The 22,579-nt window shown below is 69.9% G+C and carries 16 protein-coding genes; 7 read left to right on the forward strand and 9 right to left on the reverse strand.

What is annotated here, in order from left to right; genetic code table 11:
* The first annotated feature begins 334 nt into the window (after positions 1-334).
* The 3 genes from ADL12_RS27985 to ADL12_RS27995 are packed head-to-tail and all read left to right on the forward strand — an operon-like array spanning position 335 to position 4,133.
* On the forward strand, positions 335-1,219 hold the full coding sequence (locus ADL12_RS27985) for an FAD binding domain-containing protein (RefSeq protein ID WP_062706575.1): 885 nt from the start codon (positions 335-337) through the stop codon (positions 1,217-1,219).
* Positions 1,216-1,731 (forward strand): (2Fe-2S)-binding protein, encoded by a 516-nt coding sequence (locus ADL12_RS27990; protein ID WP_079052319.1) that lies wholly within the window; start codon positions 1,216-1,218, stop codon positions 1,729-1,731. The genes ADL12_RS27985 and ADL12_RS27990 overlap by 4 nt, the downstream gene beginning before the upstream one ends.
* 5 nt (positions 1,732-1,736) lie before the next feature.
* Positions 1,737-4,133: a xanthine dehydrogenase family protein molybdopterin-binding subunit gene (locus ADL12_RS27995; RefSeq protein ID WP_062706577.1), complete on the forward strand. Its 2,397-nt coding sequence runs from the start codon at positions 1,737-1,739 to the stop codon at positions 4,131-4,133.
* 1 nt (position 4,134) lies between these two features.
* On the opposite strand, the gene ADL12_RS28000 is transcribed toward ADL12_RS27995, so the two are convergent.
* From ADL12_RS28000 to ADL12_RS28020, 5 genes are all read right to left on the reverse strand, one after another.
* On the reverse strand, positions 4,135-6,960 hold the full coding sequence (locus ADL12_RS28000; protein WP_244188079.1) for a SpoIIE family protein phosphatase: 2,826 nt from the start codon (positions 6,958-6,960) through the stop codon (positions 4,135-4,137).
* Between the two features lie 101 nt (positions 6,961-7,061).
* Entirely contained in the window at positions 7,062-7,685 is a 624-nt protein-coding gene (locus ADL12_RS57815; protein ID WP_279617173.1) for a DUF397 domain-containing protein, read from the reverse strand.
* Between the two features lie 25 nt (positions 7,686-7,710).
* Positions 7,711-7,968: a Scr1 family TA system antitoxin-like transcriptional regulator gene (locus tag ADL12_RS57820; protein WP_159053322.1), complete on the reverse strand. Its 258-nt coding sequence runs from the start codon at positions 7,966-7,968 to the stop codon at positions 7,711-7,713.
* 281 nt (positions 7,969-8,249) lie between these two features.
* Entirely contained in the window at positions 8,250-8,738 is a 489-nt protein-coding gene (locus ADL12_RS28015; protein ID WP_062706585.1) for a GNAT family N-acetyltransferase, read from the reverse strand.
* Between the two features lie 310 nt (positions 8,739-9,048).
* Positions 9,049-9,552: a transposase gene (locus tag ADL12_RS28020; RefSeq protein WP_244188080.1), complete on the reverse strand. Its 504-nt coding sequence runs from the start codon at positions 9,550-9,552 to the stop codon at positions 9,049-9,051.
* A gap of 50 nt (positions 9,553-9,602) precedes the next feature.
* On the opposite strand from ADL12_RS28020, the gene ADL12_RS28025 reads away from it, so the two are divergent.
* Positions 9,603-10,406: an alpha/beta hydrolase family protein gene (locus ADL12_RS28025; RefSeq protein ID WP_244188081.1), complete on the forward strand. Its 804-nt coding sequence runs from the start codon at positions 9,603-9,605 to the stop codon at positions 10,404-10,406.
* Between the two features lie 37 nt (positions 10,407-10,443).
* Here the strand turns inward: ADL12_RS28025 and ADL12_RS28030 are convergent, their stop codons facing one another.
* Positions 10,444-12,003 (reverse strand): MFS transporter, encoded by a 1,560-nt coding sequence (locus tag ADL12_RS28030; protein ID WP_062706587.1) that lies wholly within the window; start codon positions 12,001-12,003, stop codon positions 10,444-10,446.
* A 442-nt stretch (positions 12,004-12,445) separates the two neighbouring features.
* Between ADL12_RS28030 and ADL12_RS28035 the strand changes: the two genes are divergently transcribed.
* Positions 12,446-13,234 carry an ABC transporter ATP-binding protein gene (locus tag ADL12_RS28035; RefSeq protein WP_062706589.1) on the forward strand — a complete coding sequence of 263 codons (789 nt, stop codon included), beginning with the start codon at positions 12,446-12,448 and terminating at the stop codon, positions 13,232-13,234.
* Positions 13,231-15,810 carry an ABC transporter permease gene (locus ADL12_RS28040; protein WP_062706591.1) on the forward strand — a complete coding sequence of 860 codons (2,580 nt, stop codon included), beginning with the start codon at positions 13,231-13,233 and terminating at the stop codon, positions 15,808-15,810. Before ADL12_RS28035 ends, ADL12_RS28040 begins: the two co-directional genes overlap by 4 nt.
* Positions 15,811-15,897: 87 nt before the next feature.
* Here ADL12_RS28040 and ADL12_RS28045 read toward each other — a convergent pair whose 3' ends face one another.
* Positions 15,898-17,376 (reverse strand): DUF2079 domain-containing protein, encoded by a 1,479-nt coding sequence (locus ADL12_RS28045; RefSeq protein ID WP_062706593.1) that lies wholly within the window; start codon positions 17,374-17,376, stop codon positions 15,898-15,900.
* A gap of 393 nt (positions 17,377-17,769) precedes the next feature.
* On the opposite strand from ADL12_RS28045, the gene mfd reads away from it, so the two are divergent.
* Positions 17,770-21,324 (forward strand): transcription-repair coupling factor, encoded by a 3,555-nt coding sequence (mfd, locus tag ADL12_RS28050; protein WP_062706594.1) that lies wholly within the window; start codon positions 17,770-17,772, stop codon positions 21,322-21,324.
* Positions 21,325-21,351: 27 nt separating this feature from the next.
* Here mfd and ADL12_RS28055 read toward each other — a convergent pair whose 3' ends face one another.
* Both ADL12_RS28055 and ADL12_RS28060 read right to left on the reverse strand, forming a co-directional pair.
* Complete coding sequence (locus ADL12_RS28055; protein WP_079052329.1) at positions 21,352-21,816, reverse strand: SgcJ/EcaC family oxidoreductase; 465 nt, start codon at positions 21,814-21,816, stop codon at positions 21,352-21,354.
* A 47-nt stretch (positions 21,817-21,863) separates the two neighbouring features.
* Complete coding sequence (locus ADL12_RS28060) at positions 21,864-22,466, reverse strand: TetR/AcrR family transcriptional regulator (RefSeq protein ID WP_062706596.1); 603 nt, start codon at positions 22,464-22,466, stop codon at positions 21,864-21,866.
* Positions 22,467-22,579 lie beyond the last annotated feature (113 nt).

The raw sequence follows: 22,579 nt of genomic DNA on the forward strand, positions 1-22,579 counted from the left end.
CACCAGGGCCGTACGGGTACGGCGGTGACGGGTCGTAGGACGGGGACATCCCGTGCTCCTTGCGTGGCTCGGGTCCGGTGCGGCGGACCGCAGGGAGGTGGGGGGCGGCGAGCCATGCACGTTACTGCGGAGTACCGGGAGTGTGTGCGGTTTTCACCAAACTGGGCGGTCGGTATGCGCTTACTACGCCAAACCGTGTCTGACCTGGGGTGTTACCCCCGTTAACTCGGACCTTTCAACGGCCTCGGCGTCATTGCGCTGGGTGTGGTGCACTGGAGGAGAACCGGGTTTGCGCGCCGCAACCAAGAAGACGCGCCGCGACCAAGGAGGGGCGATGAAGCCGCCTCCCTTCACGTACTGCGATCCCGAATCCATCGACGAGGCTGTCGCGCTCAAGAGCGAGTACGGCATCGCTTCCCTCGTCCTCGCGGGAGGGCAGAGCCTTCTGCCCATGCTCACCCTGCGGCTTGTCAGGCCGGACGCGCTGATCGACATCAACAAGATCGGTGACCTGCAGAAGGTCGAGCGCCGGGCCGACACCCTGGAGATCGGCGCCGGGGTTCGCCAGTACGAGCTTGAGGACCACCCGCTGGTCGGTGAACTGGTCCCGCTGCTGCCGGAGGCCACCGGCCACATCGGCCACATCGAGAACCGCCACCGCGGCACGGTCGGCGGCAGCCTGGCGCTTGCCGACCCCGCCGCCGAACTGCCCTGCACGGCGGTGGCGCTCGACGCGACGGTGGTCGTGCGGGGGCCGTCCGACATCCGCACCATCGAGGCCCGGGACTTCTTCCAGGGCCGGATGATCACGGCCCTGGAGCCCGCGGAGGTCCTCGTCGCCGTCCGTTACCCGGTGATGTCGCGGGCCGCAGGCCACGGCTTCGTGGAGGTGGCCCGGCGCGTGGGCGACTTCGCGCTCGCAGGCGCCGCCGCGGTGGTGAACCTCGACGGGGACGGCCGTGTCACCTCCGTCTCCGTCGGCGTCTCGGGTGTCTCCGACACGCCGGTCCGCGCCTTCGCGGTGGAGGCCGCGCTGGTCGGTGAGGCCCCGACCGAGGAGAGGATCACCAGGGCCGCCGAGGAGATCGTGCCCTGGGTGATCTCGGTGGACGACCTGCACGCCACGCGCGCCTACCGCCAACACCTCGCCTTCGTCGTGGTGCGGCGTGCGCTCACCGCGGCCGTGGCGCGCGCCCGAGAGAGGGGGAACGGGAAGTGACCGCCTCCGCCGCCGCCAAGTACGGCACCACCCGCCGGACCATGACCGTGCGTGTCAATGGGCAGGGCGTCACCCGCGAGGTGTCGACGCGCACCACGCTCGCCGACTTCCTGCGCGACGAACTCGACCTGGTCAGCGTGCATCTCGGATGCGAGCACGGCGAGTGCGGATGCTGCACCGTCCTCTTCGACGGCCACTCCGTGCGCTCCTGCCTGATGCTGGCCGTCCAGGCGGACGGGCACGCGGTCGAGACCGTCGAGAGCCTGTCCGCCAACCCGGCGGAGCTGCATCCCATCCAGGAGGCGTTCGCCGAGGAGCAGGGGCTGCAGTGCGGCTTCTGCACGCCCGCGATGGTGCTGCGCACCAAGGAGATCATCGAGACCGGCCGTGAGCTGACCGATGCCGAGGTGCGCCACGAGATCTCCGGGATCCTGTGCCGCTGCACCGGCTACCAGAACATCGTCAACGCGGTTCAGTCCGCCGCCGGCCGACGGGCCCGCGGGAGGTCGTGAGACTCATGACCTACACGTACATCGGCAAGGACCGCAGGCGCATCGAGGACCCCCGGCTGCTGGTCGGCCGAGGCGGCTACATCGCCGACCTCAAGGTGCCGGGCATGCTGCACGCCGCGATCCTGCGCAGCCCCCTGCCGCACGCGTGGATCAGGTCCGTCGACGCCACCGAGGCACTGAAGCTGCCCGGGGTCGTCGCCGTGCTCACCGGCGAGGACTGCAAGGCGAAGCTGAATCCCTGCATGAGCTTCGGCCCGGCCACCATCACGCAGTACCCGCTGGCCGTGGACAAGGTCCGCTACGTCGGCGAGGCCGTGGCGGCCGTCGTCGCGGAGAGCAGGTATCTCGCCGAGGACGGCGTGGACCTGCTGAAGGTCGACTACCAGGAACTCCCGCCGGTCACCGACCCGATGGCGGCCATGCAGCCGGGATCCGCCCTGCTGCACGAGGAGCACGGCAGCAACATCGGCTACGAGCGGACCTTCGAGTTCGGCGATGTGAACGCCGCGTTCGCCGACGCCGACCTCGTCGTCGAGGACACCCTGCACTGGGGCCGCTGCGCCGGAATGCCGATGGAGACCACGGGCGCGGTGGCCCGGCCCGGCTTCAACGGCGTGCTGGAGATCTCCTGCAACTCGCTCAACTTCAGCTACTTCTGCTTCCTGATCGCGGCCACACTGAGGATTCCGTCGAACAAGCTGACGCTGAGGCCGGTCCCGGCGGGCGGCAGCTTCGGCAGCAAGCTCGCCGCACACAAGGTGCCCACCCTCGCCGGCTTCCTGGCCCTGCAGACGGGCCGTCCGGTGTCGTACATCGAGGACCGTCTCGACCACCTGACGAACTCCGACCACCACGGCTGCGACCGCTTCTACGAAGCCCGCATGGGCTTTCGCGCCGACGGCACGATCGTCGGCCTCGACATCGACGTCGTCGACGACTACGGCGCCTACATGCAGTTCGGCGTCGGCCACCACGGCAACGCCTTCTCCCAGGTCGTCGGCCCGTACCGGTTCAGGGACGTGCGGTACCGGCTGCGGGCCGTGGTCACCGACAAGTGCCAGCAGGGCGCCTACCGCGGCTTCGGCTCCGAGGTGCACAACTGGGTGCTGGAACGGCTGGTCGACCAGGGCGCGGCCCGGCTCGGGCTCGCCCCGGAGGAGATCCGCCGCCGCAACTTCATCCAGCCCGACCAGTTCCCGTACAGGATCCCCGGCGGCAACCTCTACGACAGCGGTGACTACCCCGCCGTACTGGACAAGGCACTGTCGATGATCGACCTCGACAGGTGGCGCCGCGAACAGAAGCGGCTGCGGGAGGAGGAGGGCCGCTGCATCGGCATCGGGCTGGCCACGACCCAGGAGCGCAGCGTCTTCAGCGCCACCGAGTTCTGGTTCCTGCTGGAGAAGCCCACCTTCCCCCTCACCTCCAGCCCCGAGAGCGCGACGGTGACCATCGACCCGACTGGTTCCTTCCAGCTCCTGCTGCACTGCCAGTCGATGTGGGGCAACAGCCCCGAGACAGTGGGCGCCACCGTGCTCGCCGAGGAGTTCGGGATCCCGCCGGAGAGCGTCAACGTCCGGTACGCCGACTCCGCCCACGCCCTTCCCGGCACCGGACCGGGCGGCAGCCGCTACACGGCCATGGTGGCCGGCGCGATCCGCGGCGCGTCGCGCAAGCTGCGGGACAAGCTCCTGCGCATCGCCGCGCACACCCTCGAAGTACCCCCGGACGACCTCGAACTCGTCGACGCGCGCGTGCAGGTCAGAGGCGAACCGGAGACGGGACTGACCATCGCCGAACTGGCGGGCACCGCCTACTTCTTCGCGCTCAACCTGCCCGAGGGCATGACGAGCGGACTGGAGGAGTCGTACACCTACGACCACCCGTACACGACGCTTCCCGCACCGGACGGCTCCGACCTCGGCGTCTTCTACCCGATCATGGGCCATGCCTGTCACATCGCGGTCGTGGAAGTCGACCCCGACACCGGGATCGTCTCCTTCCTCGACTACGTGGCCGTGCACGACGCCGGGACGATCGTGAACCCCAGGAGCCTGGGCGGCCACGTCACGGGCGGCGCCGTGCAGGGCATCGGGACCACGCTCTACGAGGAGCTGGCCTACGACGAGAACGGGCAGTTCCAGTCCCCGACCTTCAGGGACTACCTCATCCCCACCGCGGGCGAGGCCCCGGCGTTCCGCATCGGACACGTCCAGACGCCCTCGCCGTTCACCGAGTACGGCATCAAGGGCGGCGGCGAGGGCGGCCGCATGGTGGCCCCGGCAGCCGTGTCGGGGGCCGTCGACGACGCCCTGCGGGAGTACGGGATGCGGGTCCGGCGGCTGCCGGTCAAGCCCTCGGAGATCGTGGCGACGGTGCAGGCGGGGCGGAGCAACAGCTGAATCAGGGGGCGAGCGGAAGGTCCTGCTCGGTCCAGATGCATTTGCCCTCGTCGAGATGGCGAGTGCCCCAGCGCTGCGAGAGAGCGGCCACCAGGTGCAGACCCCGGCCACCCTCGTCGGTGTACGCGGCGCGCCGGATGCGCGGGCTGGTGAGGCTGCCGTCATAGACCTCACAGATCAGCGACCGGCTGCGCATCAGACGCAGGCGCATGGGGCCGCTGGCATGCCGGATCACATTGCCGACCAACTCGCTCACCAGGAGCTCGGTGGTCATGGCGAGATCGTCCAGATCCCAGACGGCAAGCTGGTTGCGGACGTATTCCCGGGCCTGGCCGGCTGCCCGCGGGTCGTCCGGAAGGCTGCACGAGGCGACGCTGTCGACAGGTGTACCCCGGGTGTGGACCAGGAGCAGGACCGCGTCGTCGTTCGTCTGCTCACGGTCGGGCAGCAGAGCCGAGACGATGACGTCGCACAGGTCGTCGAGACGCCTGGTGTCATCCTGCGGGGTGTCACCCTGCTGGGTGTCGCCGCTGGGGAAGTACGAGGTCCGGGACACGGCCCAGGCCAGCGTCTGCCTGAGCTGAGCCAGTCCCTGGTCGATGTCCCGGGTGGCGGACTCGACGAGGCCGTCCGTGTAGAACACGAGCAGGCTCTCCTCCGGCAGGCGCAGCTCGTACGTCTCGAAGGGAGGCTCCGCGGCGCCCAGCGGTGGGTCGCTGACCAGCTCCGGGCAGTGGACCGTCCCGTCGGGATGGACGACGACAGGCGGGAGATGACCGGCCAACGAGAGCGAGCAGGTACGGGTGACAGGGTCGAACACGGCATACGAGCAGGTGGCGTACCTGTCGTGGCCCAGGTCGGAGACGAGTTCGCTGAGGTGGGTCAGCAGTTCGTCCGGACTCAGTTCGAGGTCGGCAAGGGCGCGGGCCGCCGTGCGCAGCTGCCCCATGATGGCGGCTTCGGCGATGCCGTGCCCCATGACGTCGCCGATCACGAGGGCGACCCGATCGGCCGAGAGCGGGATCAGGTCGTACCAGTCACCGCCCACCTCCTCGCCCTTCCCCGCGGGCATGTAGCGGGCGGTGGCGCGGACGGCCGGCAGGGAGGGCAGCGTCCTGGGGAGCAGCCCGCGCTGGAGTTCCTGGGCGCGGGTGTGCTCCACGTCGTACAGCCGGGCCCGCTCCAGTGCCTGTCCGATCAGCCCGCTCAGGGCTATCAGCAGGGTGCGTTCCTCCTCGCTGAAGGAGCGCGGCCGGGTGAAGGAGATGACGCAGCAGCCGATCGTGTGCCCGGAGGCGATGAGCGGAAGAAAAACCCATGCCTTCTTGGCCGAGGCGTTCACAAAGCCCTTGAACTGCGGAAAGCGCCGGACGTACTCGGCGGGCGATTCGATGAATCCGGGAGTGCGGGTGCGGAACGTCTCGGCGATCGCCATGTGGGAGGTGACCGGGATCCCGTCGATCTGGCGCAGGAACTCCTCGGTGTACCCGACGGATCCGACCACGTGCAGCCAGCCACCCGTCAGCGCGTTGACCACCAGCCCGTCGGCGCCGAAGGGCGGCAGGACATGCGCCGCGACGGCCTTGACCACGTCGTTCGATGTGACGGCCTCGGTCAGCGCCGCGGTCAGCTCGCTCATCCGTGCGGTCCGCTCGGCACCCCCCGGCTGCTCGTCGGTGACGTCGGCGAAGTAGATCGTCAGCCCGCCGCCCTGCAAGGGGACCAGCCGGACACGGTGGACGTGCTGATCGCCCGGCCAGTGGAGATCGAAACTGATCGGCTTCCGCTCGGCGGACGCGCGCCGGCAGTGGGATTCGAGACCAGGGGTGCGTGCCGCGGGGATGTCCCAGAGCCTGCTGCCCAGCAGCGTCCGGCCGGCGCCGAGGAGGCGCTCGGCCTCCTTGTTGGCGAAGGTGATACGCCAGTCCTCGTCGACCGTCAGGAACCCGTCGCCCAGGTCGCGCAGGGCGGCGACGACCGGATCGCGCGCGGCCCCTGCCTGCGCCGGGCCCCACAGCGTGCCGACCATACGGGCAGAGGTGCCGTCCTCACCCGGCACGATGGTGCCGCGTGCTCGCATCCAGCCGAATGTGCCGTCGCCGTGGTCCACTCGATATTCGGTGTCGTACGCCGTCCCGCGGTCGAACGCCTCCCGGATGTCGGCCGTGAGGGTCGCCAGATCCTCGAGATCCGGCTGCGACGCGCCGGGCATGCCGACGACCGGTGGGGTGAGCGGGGTGAGCCGTACGGAACCGGCCGCGGCGTTGTATTCCCAGTGCCTGACGGCGACCATGCGGGGCAACTCCCCACCGGACACATCGGGATGCTGTTCCAGGTGCCGTTCCAGGTGTCCGGCCGCCCATGCCGCCACGGAGCCCAGAAAGGACCGCTGCACCGGATCCGGCTCGCCGGACGTCGCCGTGAGCACGGAAAGCGCCCCGATCGGCCCCTCGGCACCGACCAGCGGCACCGCCGCAGTGCCGGATGCCCCGATCCCCATGCTGTCCCCGGCCACCCACACGAAACCACCGCGGCGCACGGCGCGTACGGGCGCCATGTCCTCGTCCTCGTCTTCGCGGAGTTCCGCCCATGCCCCGGCGACCTTCGGCGCAAGCCCGTCGGCCGCCACCAGGCGTAGCCGATCAGAACCGGCGTCGCGCCAGTGCACCAAGCCACCGAGGCCACCCAGGTCGGCGATCGCCTGCTGAAGCGCCACGTTCAGTGTCTCGCCCACCGACAGCCCGTGATCGATGGCCGTCAAGAACCGCAGTCGCACCGCCTCCGGCTGCTCGATGCGGCTTCCGGGCCAAGCGTTCCCAGCAGCCACCTCGTCTCCCGAAAGGTCGCGTGCCAAGCACCGGTCGCGCAATGACCGGTATTGACCACTTTATCCCTGGCGGGCCTGGACGTCGGTGTTCGGTTGAGCGATCAACGAGGAGAGGTGACAAACGCGGCCCAGGCAGCGGCCGAGAAGACGATCGCCGGGCCGGTGGGGTTCTTGCTGTCGCGGACGGGGACGTGGGTGGGACGGGCGGCGTCGTTGACTTCGAGGCACGAGCCGCCACTGCCGCCGCTGTAGCTGGACTTACGCCAGCCGGTCAGTACCGAGGCGTCAGGGATGAGGTACTCGCTGCGCTGCATGCTCGTAATCGCGACGGACCTGAGCAGGTCCAGGGATTTGCGGTGCGACAAGGCGTCGCCCAGCGCGTGATCGTAGATCTCCTGGCATTCGCGTACCACGGCCGGGAGCTCCAGGACCCGACCGCTGTTCACGCCTTCCGCATACGCGATGGGCGGGAGCTCTTCGAACCACATGAGCGAGAGGAAGCCCTCCAGCAGAGTGTGCGCGCCTGCCGCGAACGGGGGCACGTGTACGGAGATGCGGCGGGACTCGCCCAACTTCACGATGTGACGGAGCTGTTCGCACATCACGAAGGGGCCGCCGATGGGTCGCCGAAGCACTGCCTCGTCCAGGAGTACGCAGACCTCGGGGCGGTGGAAGTTGTCCAGGATGCGGGCCCGTTCGAGGCGAGTGGCGAGGAGTGCGTCGATCTCCTCGTTGCTCTTGCGCGGATAGCTAGCTGGACACCTCGTGCGTGTACGGCTGCGTCTGCAAGATGCCCGGCACGAGCGTCGGGGCGTATTCCTTGATGATGATCGCCTGGCCCTCGAACTCCAACGCCGCCTTGAAGTGTTCCGCGACCTTCTTCCCATCCAGCGTCGGCAGGAAGTTCACGAAGAACCCGTCACCGCCCAGCACCTGATCCAGCCGCCGCGCATCATCCGGATCAGGCCTCCGCCGCCCTGCCTCGATATGCGCGATGTGCGTGCGCAACTCCCCTCCGTGCGGACCCCGTTGTCACGCTGAGCCATCTTCCGAGCGTACCTGCGGTGACGCCACTGTGTGCATGCAACGGCACGGAAAGTGAAAGGCGTTGGCGTGGAACAAGCCGACCAGGCAAAAGAGCAGGCACAGGACCCGTGGGACAGCGTCCCCGGCCCCTCCCTCACCCTCCGCGTCTCCCGCGACAGCGGCCGCACATGGGGACCCACAGTGACGTACCAGCCCTCCCGCAAAGACACCCCGTTCGACCTCGCGGGCCGCTTCCCGCCCTGTCAGTGCCCGAGATGCGGGCGCCGATAGCGGATCCCGGGCCGGCCGGCCACGGCGAGGTTCTCCACGACGGCGAAGGAGTTCCGCTCAAGGACGGCCCGGGACGCCAGGTTGTCCAGGGTGGTGACCGCGACCAGGGAGGTCAGCCCGTACGCCGTGCCGGCCACCCGGCACACCTCCGCGACCGCCGCCGTGGCGACGCCTTTGCCCGCGGCGCGTTCGCCGATGCGGTAGCCGAGTTCGGCGGAACCGTCCTCGACGTCGATGAGGTTGACCCGCCCGACGAGGCGCCCGTCGGCGTCCAGCACGACGTGGAAGTGGCAGATCCCGGCGTCCTGTTCGGCCAGCAGCGCTTGGATGCGGGCGTCGAAGTCTGCGAAATACGCGTCTCCGCGATCCGGAATGGAACGGGCGAAGTACTCCCGGTTCTCCCGCTCGAAGGCCAGCAGGGCGTCCGTGTGGTCGGTGCGTAGGCGCTCCAGGATCAGCATGGGGGACAGGGTATGTGTACGTCTGCGGTACTACGAGGGCGTCCCGGACCGGGGACTGCGGCGTGACGCCAGGTCAGCGGCCCGCGGCCTACCGTCCTCGGCATGAACAGACCACGCTTCTCAGCCGTCGCGGCGTCCCTCGTGCTCGCGCTCGGACCGGCCGTGACCCTGCCGGTCGTCGGTGCGGGCTCCGCCCACGCCGCCGAAGCGGCGGTCCCCTCCACCGCCGGATCGGCCCAACTGCCGTTACTCAGAGTCTCAGGGACTCTCAGCAATCCAGGCATTTGTGTCTGGAAGGTCCGTGGCGGTGTCACCAGAGCGCGAGTTGCGCTTCGGTGTCCTGACGACGGTCTCCCGTTTCCTTCTGCCGCTGGTGCGGCAGCGCTGCGCCACCTGCCCGCCCGCCTCGGCCGGTGTTCCGGTCGGGGCGTTGGCGGCGGGTCTTACGGTCGGCTCCACGGGGCTTCGGCGCGGTGTCGGCGCCCTGGTCTCCGGCCACTCCGGTACCAGTGGTGCAGGCCGCCGCGAGGGCGACCAGGTTGCGCGCTGCGTTCTCGTCCCGGTCCATCACAAGCGGGCACTCGTCGCAGTCGAAGACTCTCACGTGCAGCGGCAGCTTGGCTTTCGTTGCGCCGCAGTTCGAGCAGGTCTTGGAGGAGGGGTACCAGCGGTTGGCCACGATGGTGGGGCAGGCGTTCCGTTGGCCCTTGTAGGTGAGCTGGCGCCGGATCTCCCCGAATCCGGCATCGGCCACGTGGCGGGCGAGTCGTTTGTTGCGGAGCATTCCGGCGACGTCGAGGTCTTCGACCACCACGGTGCGTCAGCCCCGCGCGCCCCGGTACGGGCGGGCCGACGGCTCCGTACATGACCACCGAAGAGGCCCGTCACCTCCTGGAACTGAGGGTCCCGGACGCCACCGTCCCGCCCGAGACGATCGCCGGTGTCCGTACTTGGGCGCACAGTGACGCCCGCCCTGCCCACGGCAGGTTCCCGCTCGTCGTTCTCTCGCCCGGGTTCACCTTCACGCGCGCGACGCTCACAGGTCTCGCCGAGGATCTCGCCAGCCGTGGATACGTCGTCGCGGCGGTCGACCTCCCGTACGAGAACGCCGGTACGACCCTCCCGGACGGACAGACCCTGCCCTGCGCCGTCTGCGACGAGTTCCCCGAGGTCGGCCAGGCCGTCGTCGAGAGCCGTGCCAAGGACGTCTCCTTCGTGGAGGACCGGTTGACCGGCCGCCATCCCGCCTGGCGGTACGCACGCGTGATCGACGCCAAGCGCATCGGTATGGCAGGTCATTCCATCGGCGGCGCCTCCGCGGCCACGACGATGGCAGCCGACCCGCGGGTACGAGCCGGTGTGAACATGGACGGGTCCTTCCAGACCGCGACCCCCGCCTCCGGCCTCGACGACCGCCCCTTCCTGATGCTGGGGCAGCAGGAGAGGACCCTCGACGACGACTGGAACCAGGCCTGGGCCGAGCTGGACGGCTGGAAGCGCCGGCTGACCTTCGCGGGAGCCGACCACGGCTCGTTCACCGACGTACCGCTTCTCGCGGAGCTGATCGGGATCCCGGACACCGCGCCGATGCCCTACCTGCGTTCGCAGGCCCTCACGCGCGCGTACGTCGCCGCATTCTTCGACCTGCACCTGAAGGGCGTCCCGTAACCGATGCTCGACGGGTCGTCGCCGGCCAACCCCGAGGTCAGCGTCCGTCTTCCTTGAGGACGTCTTCCTTGACGGCGTCTTCTGTGAGGGCGTCCTCCTTGAGGACCGGGAACCGCCTCGGCGCCAGCAGCAACAGCACCAGGAAGGCCAGCGCCGCCGCGCACGACGCACCCAGGTACACGGCATGCACCGCGTCGGCGATGGCCCGCCTGGTGGCCTCCGGTGCCGTGCCGCCGGAATCCAGCGCCCGCGTCACCGAGTCCAGGTCGCCCGCGCCGCCGAGCCGCGACGCCAGCACTCCGTTCGCCACCGCGCCGAAGAGTGCCGCGCCCACCGTCTGGCCCGTCTGGCGGCAGAACAGCACCGACGCCGTCGTCGTACCCCGCTCCGACCACCCCACCGTCGACTGCACGCCCACGATCAGCGGCAGTTGGAACAGTCCCAGCGCAGCCCCGAGCAGCAGCATCAGCAGCGTCGGCTGCCACGCCTGCCCGGGATACGGCAGGAACAGGAACGCCAGCAGGATCAGCGACGCCGAACCGATCCCCAGCATCGCCGTGTTCCGGAAGCCGATCCTGCGGTACACGTGCTGACTGAACGCCGCCGACACCGGCCAGCTCAACGTCCAGACCGACAGCACGAATCCGGCCGCCACCGGGGCCAGGCCGAGGACCGACTGGGCGTAGGTGGGGAGGAAGACCGTCGGCGCCACCATCAGCAACCCCAGCGCGCCCAGCGCCAGGTTCACCGCCGCGATCGTCCGGCGCCGCCACACCCACCCGGGGATGATCGGGTCGGCCGCCCGGCGCTCCACGACCACCACCACCGCCACGAGCGCAAGTCCCGTACCGAACAAGGCGATCGACGGCCCCGACAGCCACGGCCACGCCACCCCGCCCTGCACCAGCGCCGTCAGCAGCACACCCCCGCACGCGAACACCGCCAGCGCGCCCGCCCAGTCGACACGCGCGCGTGTGCCCGGCGTCTCGCGCTCGCGCTCCGGCTCGTGCAGGTACCGCACGATCAGCCACAACGCCACCGCCCCGATCGGCAGGTTGATCAGGAAGATCCAGCGCCAGTCCGCGTACGCCGCCAGGACCCCGCCCAACCCCGGCCCGGCCACCGCCGACACCGCCCACACCGTGGACAACTTGGACTGGATCTTCGGGCGTTCCTTCAGCGGGTACAGGTCGGCGGCCAGCGTCTGCACCGTCCCCTGCAGGGCCCCGCCGCCCAGCCCCTGCACGATCCGGAACGCGATCAGCGCCGCCATGTTCCAGGCCACCGCGCACAGCAGCGACCCCAGCAGGAACAGCGCCGCGCCCGCGATCAGCACCGGCTTGCGGCCGAAGGTGTCGGAGAGCTTGCCGTAGACCGGGAGGGTCACCGTCACGGCCAGCAGGTATCCGGAGAAGAGCCAGGAGAAGACCGAGAAGCCGCCGAGGTCGCCGACGATCTGCGGTACGGCCGTGGAGACGATGGTGGCGTCGAGCGCGGCCAGCGCCATCGCGAGCATCAGGGCCGCGACCACGGCCCCACGCCTGTCGGTTCCGGTGTGCGGTGCGGTGTCGCGTATAGCGGGTCTCGTACTGCCCACCGGGTTCCTCTCCTAATGCATTCCCCTTGCAACTATCTGCCGCCGAACAGCTTCCCACTTGACCCTGACGTCGCGGGAGGGTGGAGGCTGGATGGGCCGCAGGGCGGAGACAACCCCGACGTGCGCTCCACCGCAGGGTGGACTGCCCCTAGGGGTACCTCCGTACTAGGTCTCGGGGAGGGTTGGTACCGCCGGAGGACGAGAGGTGGCGGGGGTCGTCCTTAATCTGGCTTTACGCCGCTGGGGGGCGGCTGACCGAACCGGCGGGGGTGGGGTTTTCCCCCGTACAAGACGGGGCTCGGCACCAGCGCGCCGGGCCCCTCTCCGGAGCCAGACTCAACGACGTACCAGTTCTCGGCGCACCAGTTCTCGATGTACCAGTTCCTGACGTACCGGCACACGGACTCGTGCGTCCATCCATAACCGACTTAGGAGTCAAACCGTGACATCGGCTGTAACCATTCCCAGGCACGGGGGCACTGGAGGGCGTACGGCCGTTGCCGCGCGGGCGCGGCAGGTCGTCAAGGCGTACGGGTCGGGGGAGACCCGTGTCGTCGCTCTCGACCATGTCGATGTGGACATCGCGCGGGGGCAGTTCACCGCGATCATGGGCCCCTCGGGGTCCGGCAAGTCCACCTTGATGCACTGCCTCGCCGGGCTCGACACCGTCAGCAGCGGCCAGATCTATCTCGACGACACCGAGATCACCGGGCTGAAGGACAAGAAGCTCACCCAGCTGCGCCGGGACCGGATCGGCTTCATCTTCCAGGCGTTCAACCTGCTGCCGACGCTCAACGCCCTGGAGAACATCACGTTGCCCATGGACATCGCCGGGCGCAAGCCCGACAAGGCCTGGCTGGGGCGCGTCGTCGACACCGTGGGGCTGTCGGACCGGCTCAAGCACCGGCCGACCCAGCTCTCCGGCGGTCAGCAGCAGCGCGTCGCCGTCGCCCGTGCCCTGGCCGCGCGGCCGGAGATCATCTTCGGTGACGAGCCGACCGGCAACCTGGACTCCCGGGCCGGCGCCGAAGTCCTCGGCTTTCTGCGCAGGTCCGTCGACGAACTCGGGCAGACCATCGTGATGGTCACGCACGACCCCGTCGCCGCCTCCTACGCGGACCGGGTGCTGTACCTCGCCGACGGGCGCATCGTCGACGAGATGTACAAGCCGACCGCCGACGCCGTCCTGGACCGAATGAAGGACTTCGACGCCCGGGGACGTACGTCATGACCGTCCTGAAGACCTCGATGCGCAACTTCTTCGCACACAAGGGACGCATGGCCCTGTCGGCCGTGGCGGTGCTGCTGTCCGTCGCGTTCGTGTGCGGGACGCTGGTGTTCACCGACACGATGAACACCACCTTCGACAAGCTCTTCGCCGTCACCTCCTCCGACGTCACCGTCAGCCCCAAGGACGCCAAGGACGAGGACGACGGCGGAGGTACGGGCCGGCCGAGCTCGCTGCCCGCCTCGGCCGTCGAGCAGGTCGCGGCCGTGGACGGGGTGAAGAAGGCGGAGGGCGCGGTCGGTTCGACGAGCGTGACCGTCGTCAACTCCGAGAACAAGAACATGGGTTCCTCCACCGGCGCGCCCACCTTCGCCGGCAACTGGACCCAGAGCGACCTGAAGTCCATGGAGATCACCTCCGGGCACGCCCCGCGCGGGCCCACCGAGGTCATGGTCGACGCGGACACCGCCGACAAGCACGACCTGAAGCTCGGCGACGAGCTGCGCACCATCGCCGCCACCGGCGACATCCGCGCGCGCATCGCCGGCATCGCCTCCTGGAAGGTGACCAACCCGGGCGCGGCCGTCGTCTACTTCGACACCGCCACCGCCCAGCGCACCCTGCTCGGTACCACCGGCCGGTTCACGCAGGTCTCCGTCACCGCGGCGGACGGCGTGAGCGACGCGCAGCTCAAGCGGAACGTCGCCGAGGCCCTGAACGGCACGCCCGGCACGTACAAGATCCAGACGGCCAAGGAGACCGCCGACGAGAACCGCAAGGACGTCGGCGCGTTCATGGACGTCATCAAGTACGCCATGCTCGGCTTCGCCGGGATCGCCTTCCTGGTCGGCATCTTCCTGATCATCAACACCTTCTCGATGCTGGTCGCCCAGCGGACGAGGGAGATCGGCCTGATGCGGGCGATCGGTTCGTCCCGCAGGCAGGTCAACCGCTCCGTGCTCGTGGAGGCCCTGCTGCTGGGCTTCGTGGGCTCGGTGCTCGGCGTCGGAGCCGGTGTCGGCATCGCCGTCGGCCTGATGAAGCTCATGTCGATGGCGGGCATGAACCTCTCCACCGACGACCTGACGGTGAAGGTGACGACCCCCGTGGCCGGCCTGCTCCTGGGCGTCGTGGTGACGGTGCTCGCCGCCTACCTCCCGGCCCGCCGCGCCGGCAAGGTCTCCCCGATGGCCGCCCTGCGCGACGCCGGTACGCCGGCCGACGGCAAGGCCGGCTGGATACGCGGCCTGACCGGGCTGGTCCTGACGGGCGCGGGCGCCTACGCCCTCTACACGGCCGCCACCGCCGACAAGGCGAGCGACGGTGCGCTGATGCTGGGCGGCGGCGTGGTGCTGACCCTGATCGGCTTCGTGGTCATCGGCCCGCTGCTCGCCGGCGGGGTGGTCCGGGTGATCAGCGCGGTCCTGCTGCGCGCCTTCGGCCCCGTGGGCCGCATGGCCGAGCGCAACGCCCTGCGCAACCCGCGCCGTACCGGCGCCACGGGCGCCGCCCTGATGATCGGCCTCGCCCTGGTGGCCTGCTTGTCGGTGGTCGGCTCCTCGATGGTCGCCTCGGCGACGAGCGAGCTCGACAAGTCGGTCGGTGCGGACTTCATCGTCATGCGCGGCCAGCAGCTGATCGTCGAGGACGCCGAGAAGGCGATGCGGCAGACGCCGGGCCTGGAGCACGTCACCCGCTCCAAGGAGGTCCACGCCACGCTGACCTCGCCGGACGGCAAGACCGACGACACCGGGCTCACCGCCGCCGACCCGACGTACGCCGAGGACCTTCGCCGTACGACCACGGAGGGCACCCTGTCCGCCGCCTACGGCAAGGACGCCATGTCGGTCGGCTCCGAGTACGCGACCGAGCACGGCGTGCATGTCGGCGACACCGTCACCGTCGCCTTCAAGGGCGGCGAGACGGCGAAGCTGAAGGTCGCGGCCATCACGGACGACGACACCTCCTTCGACCAGGGCGCGCGCTACATCAGCATCGAGACGCTGCAGAAGTACCTGCCCGCCGACCGGATCCCGCAGAGCCAGATGATGCTCGGCAAGGCGAAGGACGGCCAGGAGGAGGCGGCGTACGCGGCCCTGAAGAAGGCGCTGCACGCGTACCCGCAGTACCCGGTCCGCGACCAGACCGACTACAAGCAGGAGCTCAAGGACCAGATGGGCCAGCTCCTGAACATGGTCTACGGCCTGCTGGCCCTGGCGATCATCGTCGCGGTCCTGGGCGTGGTGAACACCCTGGCCCTGTCGGTCGTGGAACGCACCCGAGAGATCGGCCTGATGCGCGCCATCGGCCTCTCCCGCCGCCAGCTGCGCCGCATGATCCGCATGGAGTCGGTGGTGATCGCCCTGTTCGGCGCCCTGCTGGGCATCGGGCTCGGGATGGGCTGGGGCGCGACGGCCCAGAAGCTCCTGGCGCTGGAGGGCCTGAACGTCCTGGACATCCCGTGGCCGACGATCATCGGGGTCTTCATCGGCTCGGCCTTCGTGGGCCTGTTCGCGGCGCTGGTGCCGGCGTTCAGGGCGGGCCGGATGAACGTACTGAACGCGATCGCGACCGAGTAGCCGACCGAAAAGCCACCGCATACGGGGGTTGCGGGGGAGACGGGCCCGGTCCGGAGGTTGGTTTCACCCTCCGGACCGGGCCCACGGTCATGGCCCGCTCTGCGCCGGTCCGCTCTGCCGCTCGAGCAGTACGACCCCGTAGGCGGTGCCCTTGATGTTGTACCGGGCGTCGGGGTGAAGGGCCCTGGCGTACTCCTCGACGTCCCGGTAGCGCTTGCGGGAGTTGTCGAGGGCGATGAAGTCGGGGTTGATGCCGCGCGTGTTGCTGACCCAGAAGACCCGGCAGCGCGAGGTGAGCCTGCTGATCGGAGCGATGTTCGCCTCGACGGAGGCGTTGTCGGGCACTTCGGTGAGGAGCCGCTCGATGGCCGTCACGCGCGCGGGCTTGCGATAGATCTCGCTCTCGGTCAGCGCGGCGAGCGGCAGCGAGGTGGTCAGCGCGAGCGAGGCGGCCGCGACGGCGGCGGGCAGGTGATGGACGTACGACCGCAGCCACGCGCGCGTGCTGTTTTGGGCGGTGTCGAGGCCGTCGACGAGGGCGAGGACGACGATCGGCATCAGGACGGCGCTGTAGTGCCAGTCCGTCCCCCAGTACTGCGGATAGGAGGAGACGAAACGCCAGCCGATGGTGGGCAGGGCGACGAGCAGGATCGGGGACCGCAGGGCGAGCAGTCCCGTGGTGGGGACGAGGAGCCAGCAGAGCGTACGGAATTTGGTGTCGAGACCGTCGAAGGGCCCACCGCCGCCGCCCGACGACTCGCTCACCTTGTTCCAGTAGTCGTAGGTGCCGGCGGAGTTGAAGCTCGGTATGACCAGCAGAAGGGTGGCCGCGACGGCCACCACGCCGAAGACCGCGACGCCGAGCGCGTACCGGGACGCGCGCGGCGCGCCGCCTTGGCGGGCCCGCCAGGCGACGACCAGGGCGATGGCCGTGAGGGTGAACCCCAGATCCTCCTTCACCAGGACGAGCGGAATCGCCCACAGCAGAGCGGCCCGCCAACGCCGCGCGAGCAGCGCTTCGAGGCTGAAGGCGATGAGCGGAACGGCGAAGCAGATCTCGTGAAAATCGAAGTCGACGGCCTGCTGAAGCCCCCACGACAGCCCGTACGCGACCCCGATCGCAAGCCCGCGCCGCCGCCCGAGCAGCCGGGCCGCGGCGCGGGTGACGGGCACGGCGGACAGGGCGAACAGTGCGGCCTGGGCGACGAGCAGGGTGACCGGCGACGGGAAGACGCGGTACAGCGGGGCGAGGAGGACGGTCACCGGGCTGAAGTGATCGCCCAGGATGTTGAAGCCGGGCCCCTTGAGGTCGGCGATCGGCGCCTGAAGATGCGCGTACGACCGGATGACCTGCTCGAAGATCCCCAGATCCCACGAACGCTGCCCCAGGTGCCGGTAACGGCCCACGGAGACGATCGCGTAACCGACGAAGAGAGCAGCGGCAAGCAGCCAGTGATCCCGCCGCGCCGGCTCGGGCTGCGCGGGCCCTTCGGGGCGCTGTGCGGGCGCCGGTATGTGGGGGGCCGAGGACGTGTTCGGCGTCGCGGAGGTGGCGGGGGTGGGCATGAGGGGACCTTACGCGGTACGGGGTTGGGGCCCTTTGCCCACCCACCCGCAGGGCTTCCCTCACGACGCTGACGGTCACTTTCCGACGCCGGTCCGTGCATCTCAGCCTGTCCGGCGTTTGAGGACGAGGCCCGTTCAGGGCCGAAGCGGGGGTCTGGGGGCCGCAGGCCCCCAGGAAGCGGGGTCGAAGGGGCGGCAGCCCCTGGGGATGGGACGGGCAGGGGCGGCGGGGGCGAGAAAGGCAGAGCCCCGCCACCGCGCCGGGTGACAGAGAACGGACGTTATCCACAGGCCCGGCACCCGCCCGCGCAGCGACGTACGCTGGAAGCCCCCGGCCTGCCACCCGCGTCGGGCCCTTCGTGTTGCCCACCCCCGGACGGAAGCGCCCCCTCCATGAGCCTGCACGGTCTGCTCGACGCCGTAGTCAAGGACCCCGCCCTCGCGGAAGCGATCACCGCGGCCGCAGACGGCAACCGCATGCACGTCGACCTGGTCGGCCCCCCGGCGGCCCGCCCGTTCACGATCGCCGCACTCGCCCGCGAGACCGACCGCCCGGTCCTCGCCGTGACGGCGACGGGCCGCGAGGCCGAGGACCTGGCCGCGGCCCTGCGCTCCCTCCTCCCCTCGGAGGGCGTCGTGGAGTACCCCTCCTGGGAGACCCTTCCGCACGAGCGCCTCAGCCCGCGCAGCGACACCGTGGGACGTCGGCTCGCGGTCCTGCGCCGCCTCGCCCACCCCCGCCCCGACGACCCCGAGACCGGCCCGCTCTCCGTCGTCGTGGCCCCTGTCCGCTCGGTCCTGCAGCCGCAGGTCAAGGGCCTCGGCGACCTCGAACCGGTGGCCCTGCGCACCGGCCAGACCGCCGACCTCAACGCCATCGTGGAAGCCCTCGCCGCAGCCGCGTACGCGCGCGTGGAGCTCGTCGAGAAGCGCGGCGAGTTCGCCGTACGAGGCGGCATCCTGGACGTCTTCCCGCCCACCGAAGAGCACCCCCTGCGCATCGAGTTCTGGGGCGACGACGTCGAGGAGATCCGCTACTTCAAGGTCGCCGACCAGCGCTCCCTCGAAGTCGCCGAGCACGGCCTGTGGGCCCCGCCCTGCCGCGAACTCCTCCTCACCGACGACGTCCGCGCACGCGCGCGTGCCCTCGCCGAACAGCACCCCGAGCTCGGCGAGCTGCTCGGCAAGATCGCCGAGGGGATCGCGGTCGAGGGCATGGAGTCCCTGGCCCCCGTCCTCGTCGACGACATGGAGCTGCTGCTCGACGTCCTGCCCAAGGGCGCCATGGCCGTCGTATGCGACCCGGAACGGGTACGCACGCGTGCCGCCGATCTCGTGGCCACCTCGCAGGAGTTCCTCCACGCGTCCTGGGCCGCCACGGCCGGCGGCGGCGAGGCGCCCATCGACGTCGGCGCGGCCTCCCTGTGGTCCATCGCGGACGTCCGCGACCGCGCCCGCGAGCTGGACATGATGTGGTGGTCGGTCTCGCCCTTCGCGGCCGACGACACGTTTACATTTGCCGCTGACGCGGCGGGCGACGCCGACACCCTCAAGCTCGGCATGCACGCCCCCGAGTCGTACCGCGGCGACACCGCGAAGGCCCTCGCCGACACCAAGGGCTGGCTCGCCGACGGCTGGCGCACGGTCTTCGTGACCGAGGCCCACGGCCCGGCGGCCCGCACGGTCGAGGTGCTCGGCGGCGAGGGCGTCGCGGCGCGCCTGGAGGCGGACCTGGGGGAGATCGCCCCGTCGGTCGTCCATGTCGCCTGCGGCTCGATCGACTACGGCTTCGTGGACCCCGTGCTCAAGCTGGCCGTCCTGACCGAGACCGACCTGTCCGGGCAGAAGGCGGCCGGCAAGGACGGCGCCCGCATGCCGGCCCGCCGCCGCAAGACCATCGACCCGCTCACCCTGGAGGCGGGCGACTACATCGTCCACGAGCAGCACGGCGTCGGCCGCTACATCGAGATGGTGCAGCGCACCGTCCAGGGCGCCACGCGCGAGTACCTCGTCGTCGAGTACGCCCCCGCCAAGCGCGGCCAGCCCGGCGACCGCCTGTACATCCCCACCGACCAGCTGGAGCAGATCACCAAGTACGTCGGTGGCGAGGCCCCCACCCTGCACCGTCTGGGCGGCGCCGACTGGACGAAGACCAAGGCGCGCGCCAAGAAGGCGGTCAAGGAGATCGCGGCCGACCTGATCAAGCTGTACAGCGCGCGGATGGCGGCGCCGGGGCACACCTTCGGCCCGGACACGCCCTGGCAGCGCGAGCTGGAGGACGCCTTCCCGTACGCGGAGACCCCCGACCAGCTGACGACCATCGCCGAGGTCAAGGAGGACATGGAGAAGTCGGTCCCGATGGACCGCCTGATCTGCGGCGACGTCGGCTACGGCAAGACGGAGATCGCGGTCCGCGCCGCCTTCAAGGCGGTCCAGGACGGCAAGCAGGTGGCCGTCCTGGTCCCCACGACTCTCCTGGTGCAGCAGCACTTCGGCACCTTCAGCGAGCGCTACTCGCAGTTCCCGGTGAACACCCGGGCCCTGTCCCGCTTCCAGACCGACACGGAGGCGAAGGCGACCCTGGAGGGGTTGAAGGACGGCTCGGTGGACATCGTCATCGGCACCCACCGCCTGTTCTCGTCGGAGACCAAGTTCAAGGACCTGGGCCTGGTCATCGTCGACGAGGAACAGCGCTTCGGCGTCGAGCACAAGGAGCAGCTGAAGAAGCTGCGCGCGAACGTCGACGTCCTGACGATGTCCGCGACCCCGATCCCGAGGACCTTGGAGATGGCGGTCACGGGCATCCGCGAGATGTCCACGATCACCACTCCACCCGAGGAGCGCCACCCGGTCCTCACCTTCGTCGGCCCGTACGAGGAGAAGCAGATCGGCGCCGCGATCCGCCGCGAACTGCTGCGCGAGGGCCAGGTCTTCTACATCCACAACCGGGTCGAGTCGATCGACAGGGCGGCCGCGCGGCTGCGCGAGATCGTCCCCGAGGCGCGCATCGCCACAGCCCACGGCCAGATGTCGGAGCAGTCGCTGGAGCAGGTCGTCGTCGACTTCTGGGAGAAGAAGTTCGACGTGCTGGTCTCGACGACGATCGTCGAGTCCGGCATCGACATCTCCAACGCCAACACCCTGATCGTGGAGCGCGGCGACAACTTCGGTCTGTCCCAGCTGCACCAGCTGCGCGGCCGGGTGGGCCGAGGCAGGGAGCGCGGCTACGCCTACTTCCTCTACCCGCCGGAGAAGCCCCTGACGGAGACGGCCCACGAGCGCCTGGCGACCATCGCCCAGCACACGGAGATGGGCGCGGGCATGTACGTCGCCATGAAGGACCTGGAGATCCGAGGCGCCGGCAATCTGCTGGGCGGCGAACAGTCCGGCCACATCGCGGGCGTCGGCTTCGACCTGTACGTCCGTATGGTCGGCGAGGCCGTCGCGGACTACCGGGCGTCCTTGGAGGGCGGCGTCGAGGAGGAGCCGCCGCTCGAGGTGAAGATCGAGCTGCCGGTCGACGCGCACGTCCCGCACGACTACGCCCCCGGCGAGCGCCTCCGCCTCCAGGCCTACCGTTCCATCGCCTCCGCCAACACGGAGGAGGACATCAAGGCCGTACGCGAGGAACTCGTCGACCGCTACGGCAAGTTGCCGGAGCCGGTCGAGAACCTCCTCCTGGTGGCGGGCCTGCGCATGCTGGCACGCGCGTGCGGCGTCGGCGAGATCGTCCTGCAGGGCAACAACATCCGCTTCGCGCCGGTGGAGTTGCGGGAGTCCCAGGAGCTCAGGGTCAAGCGCCTGTACCCGGGCACCGTCATCAAACCGGCGGTGCATCAGCTGCTGGTGCCGCGTCCGAAGACCGCGAAGGTGGGCGGGAAGCCGCTCGTCGGACGGGAGTTGCTCGGGTGGGTCGGGGAGTTCCTGGCGTCGATCCTGGGATCGTGATCCAGCCCGGGGTGCGGGACGCGGCCGCTAGTCGACCCGCACCTCGGTGTTCTGGCAGGCGTGCAGCAGCCACCTCCCGTCGTCCTGCCGGGTCATGACGTAGAGCGGCGCACCCTCCAGGTCGCCCTTCGGCGAGTGGTACACCTGCCGGACCTTGACGGCCGCCACGTCGGGCCCCAGGAACTGCGTGTGCGCGACCTCGTAGGTGACCTCGCCGTCCCAGGTCGCGGCCGGCAGTACGGCGCGGGTGAACTCGCCGATCGCGTCGAGGCCGATGAGGACCTTGCCATGGCCGGTGGTCCACAGGGCGTCGGGATGGAAGAGGGCGAGGAAGCCGTCGGGGTCCTTGGCGCGCTGGGTGCGTTCGACGGTGGCCACGACCTGTGCGATGGCCTTGAGGTCAGCCTCTTCGGTGGGTGTGGTGCCTGCGGTCTTGGCGGGCGTGATGTCTGCGGATTCGGCGGGCGTGGTGCCCGCGGGCTCGGTGGTCATGCGGATCACTCTGTGACCTCAAGTGGACTTGAGGTCAAGCAAATGCCTCAGGACTCGGTCCGGAACAGCATCGCCGCCAGCGTCCGGAACACCTCCTCGGGGTCCTTGTCGCCGACCGGGCCGTCCAGGTTGTGGCTGAGGAGCAGCGTGGCGAAGCCGTGGGCCAGAGACCAGGCGGCGACGCCGGCCAGGCGGGTGTCGATGCCGAGGCTCTCGGGTCGTACGGCGGAGACGGCGCCGCGCAGTGCGTCGCCGGCGAGGGCGCGGGCCGTGGTCAGTTCGAGGTCGTCGGCGCGCAGCAGCTCGGGTGTGAACATCACCTGGAAGTGGGCCGGGTGCTCGCGTGCGAAGCGGACGTAGCGAACGCCCGCGTCCTTCAGATCCGCTGCCTCGTTGAGCGTGTGCGCCAGCAGCCCGAACCCCTCGGCGGCGATCGCCGTGAGCAGTCCGGTGCGGTCCTTGAAGTGGTGGGCCGGAGCCGCGTGCGAGACACCGGCACGCCGGGCGAGATCGCGCAGACTCAGGGCGGACGGGCCGTCGGCGGCGATGACGTCCAGCGCCGCGGTGAGGATGGCTCGGCGCAGGTCGCCGTGGTGGTAGGGGCGGCGGGTGGACGGCTGGCGGGTGGACGGCTGTTGTGCGGGGGGCATGGACAGCAGCGTACGCGCAATCTAGGCGTCGCCAAGTTTCTGCTATCTAGGCGTTGACAAGTTCGAGTGCGGCAGGGCAATCTTGTCAGTGTCAAGTTTTGCGGGGTGGGGAT

This window comes from Streptomyces regalis (assembly GCF_001509475.1).
Taxonomy (GTDB): domain Bacteria; phylum Actinomycetota; class Actinomycetes; order Streptomycetales; family Streptomycetaceae; genus Streptomyces; species Streptomyces regalis.